The 13,827-nt window shown below is 43.1% G+C and carries 11 protein-coding genes; 4 read left to right on the top strand and 7 right to left on the bottom strand.

Annotated elements, in window-relative coordinates:
• Positions 1-30: 30 nt before the first annotated feature.
• The 5 genes from ACQKIC_RS18095 to ACQKIC_RS18075 form a co-directional block, all read right to left on the bottom strand.
• Positions 31-939, bottom strand: a complete 909-nt coding sequence (locus ACQKIC_RS18095) for an isochorismatase family protein (RefSeq protein WP_402991405.1) — start codon at positions 937-939, stop codon at positions 31-33.
• A gap of 21 nt (positions 940-960) precedes the next feature.
• Positions 961-2,598, bottom strand: coding sequence for a (2,3-dihydroxybenzoyl)adenylate synthase (locus tag ACQKIC_RS18090; protein WP_427592095.1), 1,638 nt, complete (start codon positions 2,596-2,598; stop codon positions 961-963).
• Between the two features lie 21 nt (positions 2,599-2,619).
• Positions 2,620-3,837: an isochorismate synthase DhbC gene (gene dhbC / locus ACQKIC_RS18085; RefSeq protein WP_407406613.1), complete on the bottom strand. Its 1,218-nt coding sequence runs from the start codon at positions 3,835-3,837 to the stop codon at positions 2,620-2,622.
• A 57-nt stretch (positions 3,838-3,894) separates the two neighbouring features.
• A complete protein-coding gene (locus ACQKIC_RS18080) occupies positions 3,895-4,680 on the bottom strand; it encodes a 2,3-dihydro-2,3-dihydroxybenzoate dehydrogenase (protein ID WP_402991399.1) in 786 nt (261 codons plus the stop codon).
• 220 nt (positions 4,681-4,900) lie between these two features.
• The gene (locus ACQKIC_RS18075; protein WP_402875604.1) at positions 4,901-5,767 is read right to left on the bottom strand and encodes an alpha/beta hydrolase; all 867 of its coding nucleotides are present in this window, start codon (positions 5,765-5,767) and stop codon (positions 4,901-4,903) included.
• A gap of 418 nt (positions 5,768-6,185) precedes the next feature.
• Here ACQKIC_RS18075 and ACQKIC_RS18070 point away from each other — a divergent pair, with 418 nt between their 5' ends.
• Genes ACQKIC_RS18070 through ACQKIC_RS18055 form a run of 4 tightly spaced genes read left to right on the top strand, consistent with a single transcriptional unit; the run spans position 6,186 to position 10,045 of the window.
• Complete coding sequence (locus tag ACQKIC_RS18070; protein WP_427592080.1) at positions 6,186-7,154, top strand: iron-hydroxamate ABC transporter substrate-binding protein; 969 nt, start codon at positions 6,186-6,188, stop codon at positions 7,152-7,154.
• A 22-nt stretch (positions 7,155-7,176) separates the two neighbouring features.
• The gene (locus ACQKIC_RS18065) at positions 7,177-8,184 is read left to right on the top strand and encodes a FecCD family ABC transporter permease (protein ID WP_427592081.1); all 1,008 of its coding nucleotides are present in this window, start codon (positions 7,177-7,179) and stop codon (positions 8,182-8,184) included.
• Positions 8,185-8,212: 28 nt separating this feature from the next.
• Entirely contained in the window at positions 8,213-9,205 is a 993-nt protein-coding gene (locus tag ACQKIC_RS18060; protein ID WP_402991445.1) for a FecCD family ABC transporter permease, read from the top strand.
• Positions 9,206-9,220: 15 nt separating this feature from the next.
• Entirely contained in the window at positions 9,221-10,045 is an 825-nt protein-coding gene (locus tag ACQKIC_RS18055; RefSeq protein WP_427592082.1) for an ABC transporter ATP-binding protein, read from the top strand.
• 51 nt (positions 10,046-10,096) lie between these two features.
• Here the strand turns inward: ACQKIC_RS18055 and ACQKIC_RS18050 are convergent, their stop codons facing one another.
• Together ACQKIC_RS18050 and ACQKIC_RS18045 are read right to left on the bottom strand one after the other, a co-directional pair.
• Entirely contained in the window at positions 10,097-13,222 is a 3,126-nt protein-coding gene (locus ACQKIC_RS18050; RefSeq protein WP_427592083.1) for an MMPL family transporter, read from the bottom strand.
• Positions 13,223-13,687, bottom strand: coding sequence for a MarR family winged helix-turn-helix transcriptional regulator (locus ACQKIC_RS18045; protein ID WP_427592084.1), 465 nt, complete (start codon positions 13,685-13,687; stop codon positions 13,223-13,225).
• Positions 13,688-13,827: the final 140 nt, after the last annotated feature.

The following is a 13,827-nucleotide window of genomic DNA, read 5'->3' as shown; positions in this document are numbered from 1 at the left end:
TCACCTCATTTACCTCCTTTTCACATCGGATCAAGCTAAAACTTTCTGGGAAGATAGCAGGTTCCACCAATCAGCAATTGTCGGTTTCTCAGCCATTTGCATGAAATTGATTTCCGCCCCTTTTCCTCTCAACATTTCCACAAGGCTCATCATGCGAATGGAGTCCATTCCTCTATCGATTAAATCCTCATGATCTTCAAGACCTTCTGAAGGGTCTTCGCCAAGAAGGTCGAAAATCATCATCCTTAATTCCTCTATTGTCCAATCGGCTCCTTCCTGACTAGCAGGTGATGATTGTTCACTGACTTGTAATTGGTCAAGCAACTGAAGCGTTGAAGTTGTAAACGCACATCGCTCTGCGGCATATTTCAGGGCCATTTTATGTTCTTCCAACGAAAAATCAGCGACCGCATCTGCCACCAGGAATGGTTGTATATCTTGCATAAACGCTTCGCTTGCCGTTAAAAGGCATCCAATATGGGCATATACTCCACAAATGATAAGTTGATCACGTCCCTGTTCTTCCATTAATTCAAGAAGATTGGTTCGTTTGAATGCACTGTATCTCCACTTAGTCAGCATGATGTCGTCATCAGACGGAGCAACGTCGCCCACGATTCTTGTCTGGTTCGGGTCATCATCGAGCCCCGTTCCCCAAAAATCTGTCAGGAGCGCACGGTCCTTAGGATTTTGATCTCCCGGTTGCGCCGTATAAACTACCGGTATGCCTAATTCCACACAACGATCCTTGATGGTTGTTATGTTCTTCAATAGTTCCGGTATGGGTGAATCATTTTTTTCGAAAAAATCGATAAAATATTGTTGCATATCATGAATGAGAAGAACCGAACGCTTCGGTTCCGCCTTCCATGCCACCTTGTTTTTTGGTAAATCAGATTCAACTGGCATTGCATATGGTGTGATAGCGGGAATAGCCATCAAATCACTCCTTTTTCTAATTTATTTTAATAATGTTGTTATTTTACGTTCATTTAGCTTGTCAGAAATGATTTGTCTAAGTGCCTTTTTGCTTACTTTTCCTAATGGCGTTTTAGGAAAGGTCTCGATGAATTCCACTCGGTCGGGAATTTTAAATGTAGCCAGACCCCTATCCTTCAAGAACTGTTTGAGCTCTCTGGCTTTAGGGGTTTCCCCCCTTGGTATCACGAATGCGCATGACCGCTCCCCAAGGTATTCATCAGGCATCGAGACAATCGCTGCATCATGAACGGCTTCATGGGCCAGCAGATGGTTTTCCACTTCTTCTGCCGCAATTTTTTCGCCACCTCGATTGATTTGATCCTTATCTCGGCCCTCAACGACTAAGTAGCCTGAAGAATTTATGCTTACCAAGTCACCCGTACGGTAAAATCCATCTTTAGTAAAGGCCTTCTCATTATGTTCCGGTGCCTTGTAATAACCGCAAATCGTATAAGGCCCCCTTGTCAATAATGTCCCTACTTCACCGGGCGCAACTTCCTTATCTTCTTCATCAACCACACGAATTTCATCAAATTCTGACATTGGACTTCCTTGAGTGTTCACGATGAGCTCATTTGAATCATCAAGCCTCGTATAATTCACTAGTCCTTCCGCCATGCCGAATACTTGCTGTAATTTACACTGAAAGGCCGGGCCTACTCGGCGGGCCGCCTCAGCGCTAAACTTCGCCCCTCCAACTTGCATCACTTGAAGGCTGGATAAATCATCATGACGTGATGAAACCGCTTCAAGCCATCTCAATGCAAGGGGCGGTACGAGTGCAGTAATCGTCGCACCATGTTTTTCAATGAGAGGAAACGCTTCATCAGGGCTAGGGCCAGGTGAAAGGACAATCTGTCCCCCACCATACAACGTGCCTAGGATGCCAGGGGAACTCATCGTAAAGTTATGGGCGATGGGAAGCACCGCTAGATAGATGCTATCTTGATTGATTCCGCATATTTCAGCGCTTAACCGTAAACTGTATATGTAATCATCATGTGTTCTTGGAATTAACTTTGATAAACCCGTACTTCCGCCGGATAACTGTAGGAAAGCGACATCGCTAGACTGGACGGGTGTTTCCACCAATTCGTCAGGTTCTCCGTATAACCCTTCCAAACTTGTGAACTCCTCTGCATCCCCTGTCACGATCACATTCAACAAGCTATGATTCTTACTTTGAACGCCTCGGGCAAGTGTTCTGTAGTCAAATCCACCATGTTTATCTGGAATGATGTAAGCAACGGCTTCCGTGAACTCGCAAAAATACCCGATTTCATTGCTGCGATGGGAAGGAAGGGCATATACAGGAAGAGCCCCGATCCTGAATAAGGCGAAAATGACTTCAAAAAACTCAATGACATTAGGAAGCTGGATGACGACCCTGTCATTCTTCTTTATTCCTAACTTTTGAAGGCCGACCGCTAACCGATCGGCACGGTCGTCCAACTCTGCATAAGTCAGGTTTCTTTCCCCTCCGGTAATGGCAATCCGATCTCCATGCTCCTTGGCACGGTCACGTAGTATGCCGCCAAAGGTCTCCCCTTTCCAACAACCTTCTTTTCTATATAAATCAGCCAAATCCTTAGGCCACGAAGTAAAACCTTCTAACATCATCTTTCCCCTCCATGCCAATTACTTTGATAATTCCGTATCAATCCCCATTGCGCGAAGCATGGTTTGAAACTTAGCCGAAGTTTCGGCAAGTTCTTCTTCCGGTTTAGATTCTCCGACCACGCCGGCTCCGGCAAACAAACGAAGCGCCTTTTCTTCCACTTCTGCGCATCGAATCGTGACGATCCATTCACCGTCACCATTTGCATCACACCATCCAACCATTCCCGTGAAATATCCCCGATCGAAAGGTTCAATCTCCAAGATGGATTCCCTTGCCCGCTCAAACGGCGAACCGCATACGGCAGGAGTCGGGTGAAGCGCGATGGCAAGCTCCAAAGAAGAAGTTTCAGGATCCGCAAGTTCCCCCTTCACTTCTGTCGATAGATGCCACATTGTCTCTGTACTTATTACCGATGGGCTTTTGGGGACTTCCATCTTCTTGAAAAATGGACGAAGTGCTTCCGCCACTGCCTCTACTACGACAGCATGTTCATGTAAATCTTTTGAAGAAGAAAGCAATTCCTTCGAACGTCTTTGATCTTCCACTGGATCGTCACTTCGCGGTCGGGAGCCTGCCAACGGATTAGCCACCACGTGTAAGCCAGTTCTTGAAACTAGTAGTTCCGGGCTTGCGCCGATTAATGTTTTGGTGCAAACGCTTGAATCTTCTTGCTCTCCCAAATCAACGGCAAATGTATAACCCTTTGTATTTTGTCTTGCCAAGTTATGAAGCAACTCATTGATATTTACACTTATCGAAGATGTAAGTTGCAAGGACCGAGCCAAGACGATTTTGTCCAGATGACCACTGGCTATCTGTACTAGTCCTTCTTCGACACCTTCTTTATATTGGGCAGGCTCTGGAACCGATTTAATTTGGTATGTAGGGACTGAATCCGTCTCCACTGTTCTACTAGGACCATATTCTTGAACACGTACAGTTGAATGTATCGTCTCTGGCACATGCAGATTAGCGGGCTTCTTATAATCGAACGGTATGGCGCCGGTGACGATTGGATTATCCTGTCCAAGCCTTTTTGCTCGCTCCAACGTTGCTGCAACCCTGTTAGCAAGATCCTCCATCTGATTCTCTTTTTCTTCATTTCCCGGAACCGTTAGCAAGGAACCTTTTCCCAATAAGGTTTGGTTCGGGCTTGATAGAAAGAAGTCGCCATCTTGGTAATCTTCCAACATCGGTTTTTCCAATACAGTCGAATTATATGGATGTTTAGTCATGTGCTATAACCCCTTCGTTATTGAATATTCAGATATTATAGTGGTCTTCCGAGCTTATTAGACTCCTAATGTAGCTCCACCATCTACACAAAGATTACTCATGGTAATATGATTTGATTGGTCGGATATGAAGAAAAGAATGGCATCGACAATGTTAGAAGGTTCCGCAATTTTTTTCAGTGGAATTCCTACTTTATATAATTCAGGCATGCCATCGATGACCGGTTTTACCCCATTATCACCTTCCCATAAAGACCACTGCATTTCCGTAGCGGTCGAACCAGGAGCAACGATGTTACAACGAATATTATGCTGAGCTAATTCCAAGCCTAGGCACTTAGTAAACATGGTGGCCGCTGCCTTGGATGCCGCATAGGCCGCTAAATTGATTCGTGGGACACTCGCTGCATTGGAACCCACTGTAACAATCGAACCTTTTTTCCTGTTTATCATATGTTTACTCACGGAACGGGAGACATTGAAGACACCAGTGGAATTGACGGCAAAAGTCCTTTGCCAGTCTTGATCACTATAGGACTCGATTAGCCCCGGGCTAAGAACCCCGGCTACATTCACCAATATTTCTATTGGACCAATCTCTCGCTCGACCGTATCAACAATGCGGTCGATGGCTGGACTATCACTTACATCTGCTGAAAACCCATATACCTCTAAACCTTCAGACTTCAAGGCATCTACGTGTTTCTGTAATTTATCTGTTTGGAAGTCAACCGCCGCTACTACGATACCAAGCTTGGCTAACGACTGAACGACTGCACCTCCAATCCCTTGTGCTCCTCCCGTTACGAGTGCCACTTTCCCCTTACATTCCTGAAAGTACATGCTTAACTCTCCCTTTCTTAATAAAAGAATCTAGTGCAACCATGCAACAGATTCTCAGTTTCATTACAAAAATCGTTTGGTAGAGAACCCTTTAACCAGCTCTCCCTCTATCTTTTATCAATAATGATAATCATTATCATTTAAATTCTACAGGTAATGTTATACATTTCTATCTTCACGGTCAATGGGTATTCATCGATTTGCTAAGAAAGACCTATTCCTACACAGGTCCATTTGCCCTTAAAGCAAAACGTAGTCCCTTGTTAATTAATGGAGGTAAAACAGACACGTGATTTTCCTCCTCGAACTCCGTGAACTTTACATGTAGCCGGCCTTTCGTTGAAGTTCTTAAACGGTTAGAGAGTTCTAATGCATTTTCATTCATGCCACTTTTGTGATTTTTTTCGAATTCCCCCACACCTACAAATAAGGAGATATCCCTATCATCCCTTCCCAATCGACTCAGGAAATGATTCTCTTCTTCCGAAAACCACTTTTTATTCCAATGAATCGAGGGACTACCCGCGATATATGTTTGAAAAGCTTGAGGATTACTGAATAAGGTATACAGGGTAAACAAGCCACCTAATGAATGACCGAGAAGCGCTTGTCTACCCCGGTTGATGTTAATGGAACTCATAATCTCGGGCTTGAGGTCTTCTTCAATGAAATTCAAGAAGTTCGCCGCCCCTCCATGTGGAGGCCAATCCCCCCCATCAGGTTTCTTTGGCAATTCTGAATAATCGACGGGCAATGTGAAGTCATAATAACGGTCGGTGGAAAATGCTCCGTCTATCGGATATCCAATACCGACGATAACGGCAGGTACGATCCCTGTCTTTTCAGGTCGCTTCGACTGCAAACGCATGGCCTCGACAATGGTTCCAAACACCGAATTGGCGTCGAGCACATATATGACTGGAAATCCTCCTGCTGGCTGTGCCTCTTTTGGTCGATAGATGAAAATTTGGTACATCCGTCCTTCCCTACTAGATTTCATGAGGAATTGACTCGTCCCTTTCAAGACTACTTCTCTATCTTCCCTAAAGTGACCCACCATTGCTGCCTTATCCTTTTCTTTCTCCATATTCTTTCATTCCTCCCATTACTTAATTTTCGACTATTAATCTTCACTTCTAGTTATCATGTATTTCATAACCCATTTATTGATAGTACTTACTTCCCACTAAATGATAATGTTTCTCATTTAGTTTATCAACAATGGTGAAATTTGCAACCACGCCTTTTCCTGAATAACTTTTTCTTAGAAAATTAATGATGATATTTTATTTTTTTACAAAAATGCTATTGATAATTTTGCAGATTACCTATATATTGTATATTGCATGATAATGATAATCGTTATCACTAGTTACCTTCGTTTAACTCACTAGATTCCTAGTTGGACAGGTATCGAAATAAATTTTTAACTGCGCTAGAGAGCATCTACATATTGTTTGTAACACATTTTTAAAAAAATATTTTAGAATAAGGGGAGTTAGAACATGAAGAAAAAGTTAATGGTACTTGGCATGGCGGCAGTCTTTAGTATTGGACTTGGAGCTTGCGGTAATGCTGAAAACAGTTCAGGAGATACTACTGAAAAAAGCAGTGCGACCGAAACGAAAAAGCAAGAGACACAAAAGATAAGCTATCTTGGCAAGGAATATACGATTCCTTCTGAAGTTAAAAGAATAGTGACAGCAAGTTTGGAGTCAATGGAAGATGCCGCTGCATTAGGAGTTAAACCAGTGGGTGCTATAACGGTAGGTGGAAAACTTCCAGAATATTTGGCGAAAGACCTTGAGGGTGCAGAGTCAATTGGTGAGAAAATGCAGCCAAACTACGAAACCATTCTTGGCCTTAAACCAGATGCTATCATGTGGACATCCAAATCCGACGGTACGGTAACGGAAAAATTAGATAAAGTGGCTACAACATTCCCTTACTCACATATTTCTACTGATTGGGAGGACAACTTACGGTTAATGGCCAAGCTGTCCGGCACGGAAGACAAGGCCGAATCCATCATCTCTCAATACAAAGAGGATGCTGAAAAAGCAAAAGTGGAAGTCGGCGAAAACCTGAAGGATAAAAAGGTAATGGTTGTGAGGGTAAGAAACGGTAGTCTATTCCTCTATCCTCAAGATGTATACTTCAACCCAGTGTTATATGCTGATTTAGGATTAACGGTTCCTGAAGAAATTAAACCAGTCAAAGCGCAAGAAATGATTGCATTAGAGAAATTTGCTGAAATTAACCCGGACTATATCTTCCTACAGTTCTCAGAAAGCGAAAATGCTGAAAAACCAAAAGCTTTAGAAGAATTGGAAAGCAACTCCATTTGGAAGAGCATCGAGGCTGTTAAAAACGATAAGGTGTTTGTGAACTCTGTTGATCCGCTTGCACAAGGTGGAACAGCTTGGAGTAAAACAGCCTTCTTAAAAGCTGCATCGGAAAATTTAGCTAAATAAGCAGTAAGGTGCGTTGATTGATATGGCAAAAATAAATTCATTACCGATCATAATTCTATGTATGGCACCCGTCTTAATTATTCTGACAACCATTTTGTCCATTCTTTATGGTGCAAAAAATATAGACTTAATAACAGTATGGAATGCATTTTTGCATTATGACCCAGAGAACGTCGATCATGCTATTATAATCACTTCACGATTGCCAAGGGTTCTGGGTGCCCTTCTTGTTGGGGCATTTTTAGCCATATCAGGAGCACTCATGCAGGGGATGACAAGAAACTATCTTGCATCCCCTTCAATCATGGGAGTGACCGATGGCTCTGCATTTGTCATCACTCTTTGCATGGTTTTCGCTCCTGGCATGTCTTCTTTCCATATGATTCTTTTTTCGATGCTGGGTTCTGCCTTAGGGGCTGGCATAGTTTTTGGTTTTGGTTCATTACTACATAATGGTTTATCCCCGGTACGCCTAGCCATAATCGGTACGGTAATCGGAACATTTTTGAGTAGTATATCGGCTGCGATAGCCTCCTACTTCCAAATTTCCCAGAGTGTTAGTTTTTGGTATAATGCAAGATTGCATCAGATCAATCCGGACATCCTGAAACTTTCGATCCCCATTGGGGCAATTGGCATCATCCTTGCTCTATTCATTTCCAAATCCATCACCATTCTATCTCTGGGGGATGAAGTCTCCATCAACTTAGGTCAACGTACGAAACTAGTTAAGCTTGTCTCCCTACTCTCTGTCGTATGCCTAACGGGTATTGCAGTAGCACTCGTCGGCAAGATTGGATTTATAGGGTTGATCATCCCACACATCACACGCTTTTTAATAGGAATCGATTATAAATGGATCGTTCCCTGTGCTGGTGTAATCGGTGGAATTTTCCTAGCATTATGCGATGTAATCAGTAGGTTCGTTAATTATCCATTCGAAACGCCGATCGGAGTGGTCACCTCCTTAATCGGCATCCCTTTCTTCCTATATTTAATAAGAACGAAAGGAGGAGAAAAAAGTGTATAGTCAATCATCGAAACGCTTGGTTATCACAATGACAGTCGGTATCTGCCTAATCATAGCGACAAGCTATTTAAGCTTGGTAAGCGGTACCTTTGATATGACCGTCATGGATGTCGTTCGGACGTTATTCCGTATAAACCCGGTCGCAGACTACGATTTGGTCATTTTTGATTTTAGGCTCCCCCGCATTGTCATTGCCGGTCTAGTGGGACTTGCACTAGGTATTGCAGGAGCTGTCATTCAAGGTGTAACGAGAAACGGTTTGGCGGATTCAGGCATCTTGGGAATAAATGCAGGGGCCGGAACTGCCATCGTCATCTTCATGTTTTTCTTTCAAGGTAAATATATTGGAGCAGGTTCTGATTGGCTGTCCATCATGAGCGTTCCGTTGTTTGGATTGGTTGGTGGAATTTTAGCCGCCCTCATCATATTCCTTATTTCGTGGAAAAACGGATCCCTTGATACGAGTCGTTTCTTACTGACCGGGATTGCGATTGGCTCGGCATTTGGGGCCCTTTCCCTCTACATATCTTTGAAGATGAAATCTTCGGATTTTGAAATGGCCACTGTATGGATCTCAGGCAGTATCTACTCGGCCAATTGGAAATACATCGTCGCCATGTTACCTTGGCTAATAATCTTAATACCCATCATTATGAGGAAGGCCTATTTATTGGATTTGTTTCAATTGGAACAGACCAGTATAAAAAGCCTCGGAATATCAGTAGAAAAGGAAACTTCGATTCTCTTGCTCAGCAGTATCGGCTTAGTGAGTGCATGTGTTTCCGTATCAGGTAACATCGGATTTATCGGGTTGATGTCCCCACACATTGCAAAACACCTTGTAGGAATCCACCACAAACATGTGCTTCCTGTGTGTGGGGTGATTGGGTCCTTCCTGGTAATCGCTTCCGACTATATCGCAAAGACGGTGTTTGCACCGGCTGAATTGCCAGTAGGAATCGTCATTTCCATTATCGGTGTTCCCTATTTTCTCTATTTATTAATAAAAGAAAAAAGATAAAAGGAGAGATGGCCCGTGAGCATTCTGCAGATGGAAAATCTGGAAACCAATTATGAAAAATTCACAGTGTTCAAAGAATTAAATTTGGAAATAAAAGAAGGACTGATCACAACCATCATTGGACCGAATGGATGCGGTAAATCCACTTTACTAAAAACAATAGGGCGCATCCTTAAGCAAAAAAACGGGACCATTTATCTGCAGGGGCAGGATTTACAGTCCATTCATACAAAGCGGATTGCCCAGTTAATGGCCTTGCTTCCCCAAAACCCTGTCGCACCTTCTCAATTGAAAGTGGAGGAACTTATTTCATATGGTAGATATCCACACCGCAATAATGTCAATAAATTAACCAGAGACGATAAAGAAAAGATTGAATGGGCTATGGACATTACCAAGACCCTCCCTTTTCGTGATAGGGAAATAGCCAACCTATCCGGTGGGCAGCGTCAAAAGGTTTGGCTCGCCATGGCATTAGCACAGGAAACGGGCATATTATTATTGGATGAACCTACGACATACCTTGATATGGCTCATCAATTGGAAGTTCTACGGATCGTTGAAAGGTTAAACATAGAACAAAATAGAACCATCGTCATGGTTTTACATGACATCAATCATGCGGCCCGCTTTTCTGATGAAATCATCACCATGAAGAATGGAAAAATCATGAAGGTTGGAACCCCTTCCGAGACGATTACACCGGAAGTCTTGAAAGAGGTCTTTCAAATCGATGCACGGATCATGATAGACCCCTCCAATGGGGCTCCCGTATGTTATGGATATGATAATATCGGCCAACAAGAAGAAGCAGCAAAAGATGTTTATGTAACGAGTTAATGCTAAGAAAACAAACGAAAGGCACCCAGGTGGGGTGCCTTTCGTTTTGTATCATTTCTCAGATTGCTGTTGGTTCATAAACGGCCACCAGTTAGCTTTTCCGAACGTTGCAACCATCACTGGGATAAACAGTGGCAATATGATGAACGCGTATAGAGCTAGGCCTACCAATATTAAAGTCGCAATCTCTAGGAGTGACAGAACGCCTGCAGGCATCATGGCCGCGAAAGTCCCACCAAGGATCACGGCCGCGGAGATAATGACCGTCCCCATTTTCCGCATCGATAAATACATCGCTTCTTTTACCGGTTTACCTTTCCACTCATTAAAGCGATCCATCAAGAAAATACTATAATCGATTCCGAGTGCTATTAAGATAACGAAAGCGAAGAATGGAACGGCCCAGCCTATGCCCGCATACCCCAGAATGTTAACGAATATCAATTCTGTAATCGCCGCTGCCGTGAAGTATGTCAAAACAAGAGACACGATTAAATAGATTGGCATAACCAACGATCTAAACATAAAGAATAGAACGATTGCAATACCTGAAAGCATCAACACCACTGTCTTAGAGAAATCAGCCTCTGACATCATGCTCAAATCATGATGGGTGCTTGTAATTCCGCCGATAGCAATGTTGGCATTTTCTAGTTTTGTTCCTTTCGTTACATTTTTGACCGCATCCTCAATCCTATCAATTTGTTCAATGGATTCGTTGGAATATGGATTCGTCTTGAAGATTACATCAAGTGTCATCACTTTGCCGTCGTCAGATAGATAGGTATTCAGTGATTCTCCAAATTCCTTGCTTTCCAACACCTCTTTTGGAATGTACATGCCTGTGGCCGTTTTATCCGTCTTCGCAAGACCGGATAAATAGCCCTGTGCAGATGATAATCCATCATGGACTTCATTCAGGCCATCGGCACTTTTATTTAAACCATCTTCCAATTGGTTTAGCTGACCACCCATGCTGGAAAAGCCATTCAATAGCTCTTGCTGACCACTGCTTAAGCTTGTTAGGCCCCCTTCAAACTGAGATAGATTTTTAATGACTTCGCTTTGTCCATTGGCCATGGTCGTTAATCCTTTTTGCAAGGTATCCACGCCTATGATCAACTGGGTTAGACCTTTCCCCAGGGCTTTTTGTCCGTTCACGATTTCCGCCATGCTTTTATTCGCGGTATTCAAGCCACCAGATACAAGGCCGAGATTCTTATTGAGTTCCGTTAGTCCAGCTGCCATCGTCCCTACCCCACTCTGTGCGCCCTGGACCGTTTGTTTGATTGTTTGGTAGTTCACATCTTGCTGAAGCTCCGGATTACTAGCTTCCATTTTTTCAAAGGATGCGTTCAGCCCCGTAAGACTTTTCGACACCTCATTAAGATTTGTCTGAATATCTTTGTACCCGCCTTTAAGTTCATTCAATCCAGATGTGGACTGCTGGTAGCCTTCCAAAAGCTTTCCACTGCCTGTAGCCAGCTTTTCAAGGTTAGACTTGACCTCTTCCAGTCCTTTTTTCACGTCCCCTGTACCTAAGGAGCCATCACGGATACCTGCTTCAATACTCGTTAAAGCGGTCTCTACCTGGCCTACCCCATTTTTCAATTCATTGGTTCCAGAGATCAGGCCTCCGATTCCGTCTGTCGCCTTCTTTAAACGCGGACCAGATTCTGAAAGTTCACTTCCTGCCGTCTTTAATCCGTCACTAATCTGTTCAATCCCTTGATTCCCTTCTCCGATTCCTTTTTCCAACGTTTTGGCCTGATTGGAGACAAACAAATCCTCTATAGGCTCACCGGTCGGACGGGTTACAGAACGGACGACATCGACGTCATCCACCTTCGTGATTTCCACACTGATCTTCTCCGCAAGCCCGACATAATCCTCTGAATCCATCCGCTCATCATTCTGGATGACGATCTGGGTTGGCATGGATTGTCCCGGACCAAATTCGTCGGCAATGATATTGAAGGCCATGATTGAGGGAACATCATTCCCAGCCTCTTCAAGAGAGTTATAAGAAATCTTCCCTTCATACATAAATAAAAAGGGAACACAAACAATCGCCACGATAAGCAAGGCCAGCAAAGGACGATTTAAGGAGAAGTTTCCTAATCTGCCCCACAACTTACTATCGCTATGTTCAAGCTTGCCTTTTGAAGGCCAGAATAGCTTCTTGCCAAGCACTGCCATGAAAAATGGAACGATTGTATACAGGGCAACCATCAGGATAAAGACTCCGATGGCCACGGCAGCTGCTGATTGATATAGCTTAAACGTGGAAAAGCCAATGGCCGCAAATCCGATCATCACGGTCAATCCGCTGAAGAAGACCGTTTTACCAGCCGTACGATACGTTTCTACAATGGCTTCCGTCAATGACTCCTGTCCTGATAATTCCTCTTTAAAACGACTTAACAAGAGAATGCAATAATCCGTTCCGATCCCGAACAAAATCCCGACCAAGAAAATCTGGGTATAGGACGAGATGGGAAAATCCCAACGGTCCACCAAAAAGGAAACGATGGATTGGGAGCATAAATAGGTGAAGCCTACTGTAATCATCGGAATGAGAGGCGTCACTACCGAACGGAAGACCACCAATAATACCACCAATATGAAGATGACGGTGATTCCCTCCGTTTTTTTTAATCCTTCCTGGGAATTGGTATTAAGATCTTCATCGATTATCCAACTGCTCGTGTAATAATGATCAACATCTATTTGATCCAATTCCTTATAAAGCGCTTCAATGACGTCCTTTGCCTCACGGTCTCCCTTGGTCATGGTGATGGAGGTCAGTATCGTGGATTGATCTTTCGAAACTAACTGTTCTTTAAGGGATGGTTCTTTAAAATGGGTCAGTATTTCTTTGATGCCCAGTTCCCCTTTATTCACTTCTAACCTTTGTATCCCCTTTTCAATCTCTTGCCTTTCATCTGCAGTCAGCTTCTTTTCACTATGAAAAACCAGGGCCACCTGCGATTCATCCTCATTTTGCACTTGCTTCAAAAGTTCATTCGCCATTCCGGAAGAATACTCTTTCGGAACATCCAACTGTCCCTTTTCCTTGACGAGTTCCGCCATATTAGGAGCTATGAACAATAATCCAACTGTAATGGCAATCCAGATAATGACGATTGCCCATTTTCCTTTTATAATTGCTCTCATTTACCTTTCCTCCCTTATCCCCGTCTTCATCTCGGCAAAAGTCCGTGAAAGCTTTTCATATGTATCCAGGAAACTAACAATCTCTTCATATTTAAAATTCCCCATGATTGTCTCTACGACTATATGAATCTTCTGCTCCATTTCCTGAAATAATATTTCTCCCTTTTCGGAAAGCCTCAAATGGACCACCCTTCGGTCATCAAGGTCACGTGTACGCTCTATCAAGCCTTTGCCTTCAAGGCGGTTAATGTTCGATGTGACTGCGCTTTTATTGACATGGAAAGCCTCACTAAGCTCGGTCGAGGTACAGAATTGCTGTTGTTTTATGAAACGCAAAGTATAATATTGTTCATTTGTCAGTACATCACAAATCTCGTCTTTAATGAGAAGCTCCCCCATCTTATTCACATGAAAGGAAACCTTCATGTATCGATCAATCAATTCGGTAACTTGTTTATCACTCATCCCTTCACCCCATAAAAAGTAGTTCAGTCACTTAACTATTTGCCATCTTACTATAAATTGGATTAATATGTCAATTAGATGACAGTTTTATTGTTATCCGTTTAAATCATGGAAAATTAGGGAAACAAGAAAGTAAGAAC

The sequence above is a fragment of the Peribacillus sp. NPDC046944 genome, assembly GCF_050272735.1.
Taxonomy (GTDB): domain Bacteria; phylum Bacillota; class Bacilli; order Bacillales; family DSM-1321; genus Peribacillus.
This window is presented reverse-complemented; position numbering and strand designations above follow the sequence as displayed.

Excerpts from the sequence above, each read along its gene's own strand:
- ACQKIC_RS18095 (WP_402991405.1), bottom strand. The coding sequence starts at position 939 with ATGGCTATTCCCGCTATCACACCATATGCAATGCCAGTTGAATCTGAT.
- ACQKIC_RS18090 (WP_427592095.1), bottom strand. The coding sequence starts at position 2,598 with ATGTTAGAAGGTTTTACTTCGTGGCCTAAGGATTTGGCTGATTTATAT.
- dhbC (WP_407406613.1), bottom strand. The coding sequence starts at position 3,837 with ATGACTAAACATCCATATAATTCGACTGTATTGGAAAAACCGATGTTG.
- ACQKIC_RS18080 (WP_402991399.1), bottom strand. The coding sequence starts at position 4,680 with ATGTACTTTCAGGAATGTAAGGGGAAAGTGGCACTCGTAACGGGAGGA.
- ACQKIC_RS18075 (WP_402875604.1), bottom strand. The coding sequence starts at position 5,767 with ATGGAGAAAGAAAAGGATAAGGCAGCAATGGTGGGTCACTTTAGGGAA.
- ACQKIC_RS18070 (WP_427592080.1), top strand. The coding sequence starts at position 6,186 with ATGAAGAAAAAGTTAATGGTACTTGGCATGGCGGCAGTCTTTAGTATT.
- ACQKIC_RS18065 (WP_427592081.1), top strand. The coding sequence starts at position 7,177 with ATGGCAAAAATAAATTCATTACCGATCATAATTCTATGTATGGCACCC.
- ACQKIC_RS18060 (WP_402991445.1), top strand. The coding sequence starts at position 8,213 with ATGACAGTCGGTATCTGCCTAATCATAGCGACAAGCTATTTAAGCTTG.
- ACQKIC_RS18050 (WP_427592083.1), bottom strand. The coding sequence starts at position 13,222 with ATGAGAGCAATTATAAAAGGAAAATGGGCAATCGTCATTATCTGGATT.
- ACQKIC_RS18045 (WP_427592084.1), bottom strand. The coding sequence starts at position 13,687 with ATGAGTGATAAACAAGTTACCGAATTGATTGATCGATACATGAAGGTT.